Consider the following 1245-nt stretch of genomic DNA (forward strand, 5'->3'; position numbering starts at 1 on the left):
GACCTGCCCCCCGGTCGTCCCTCGTTCATGACGAGAGTCCTTGGGGTTGATAGTGGTCGGTTTCGGGTGTGGCAAGCGCGCCGGGCGCGGTGCCATCAAATTGCTCAAGCGTCCGGCGCGCTTCTGCCGGGGTCTGGTTCCCCAGCGATGAATGCGGCCTGACGTTGTTGTAGTCGTAGCGCCAGAGGGCCAGCGTTCGGCGGGCATCAGCGAGGCTGTCGAAGATCTCTTCGTTGAGGCATTCATCGCGCAGGCTGCCATTGAAGGATTCGATGTAGCCGTTCTGCTGCGGTTTGCCGGGGTCGATGTAATGCCACTCGACTTTGTTTTCGTTCGCCCATTTGAGGATGGCCTTGCTGGTGAACTCGGTGCCATTGTCAGAGACAATACACGCCGGTTTTCCGTAGATCCTGACGAGCGCATCCAGTTCCCGCGCGACCCGTGCGCCTGAGATGCTGGTATCGGCAATCAGACCGAGGTTTTCGCGGCAGCAATCGTCGTTCACTGCCAGGATGCGGAACTTGCGGCAGGCCCCGAATGTGTCCGACAGGAAGTCCAGCGACCAGCGCTGGTTCGGCTGCAGGGGCACTGGCATTGGCGTGCGGCTGCCACGCGCCCGCTTGCGGCCACGACGACGGCGTACCGAAAGACCCTCTTCACGGTAAATCCGGTAAAGCTTCTTTTCGTTCATCACCATGCCCTTGCGCTCCAGCATGACACCAATGCGCCGATAGCCAAACCGGCGCCGCTTCTCGGCGATCTTGTTCATTTCCACACGGATCTCCGGGTTGTCGGGCGGCCGCTCGCGCCGCACGGTCTTCGGATCGACACCGATCAGGACGCAGGCCCGGCGCTGAGAGATCGGATGACCCTTCATCGCCCGCAGCACCGCGTCCCGCCGTTGAACCGGCGTCGTCAGGGCTTTCCCAGCAGGTCCTTCAGCACGACATTGTCCAGCATGACATCTGCCACCAGGCGTTTCAGCTTGGCGTTCTCGTCCTCAAGCTGCTTGAGGCGTTTGGCATCGGACAGGTCCATCCCGCCATACTTGGCCTTCAGCTTGTAGAACGTCGCGGGGCTCAGCCCATGCTTCCGGCACAACTCGGCCGTCGGCAAACCCGCCTCTTGCTCTTTGATCATCCCGATAATCTGCGCTTCGGTGAAACGGCTTTTCCTCATCTCGTCTGCTCCGTCAGGTTGGGCAGACTCTACATCAGACTGAGGGAACTTCCGGGGGGCAGGTCA

Annotated in this window: 1 protein-coding gene; it reads right to left on the reverse strand. The window is 61.1% G+C overall.

Annotation, left to right across the window (positions count from 1 at the left end; all coding sequences use genetic code 11):
• Positions 1 to 25 precede the first annotated feature (25 nt).
• A protein-coding gene (locus RSW2DRAFT_RS16940; protein WP_156790781.1) for an IS3 family transposase occupies positions 26 to 1179 on the reverse strand; the annotation gives its coding sequence in 2 pieces (ribosomal slippage) (positions 26 to 930 and positions 930 to 1179; 1155 coding nt in all).
• Positions 1180 to 1245: the final 66 nt, after the last annotated feature.

The organism is Rhodobacter ferrooxidans, assembly GCF_000176015.1.
Taxonomy (GTDB): domain Bacteria; phylum Pseudomonadota; class Alphaproteobacteria; order Rhodobacterales; family Rhodobacteraceae; genus Pseudorhodobacter_B; species Pseudorhodobacter_B ferrooxidans.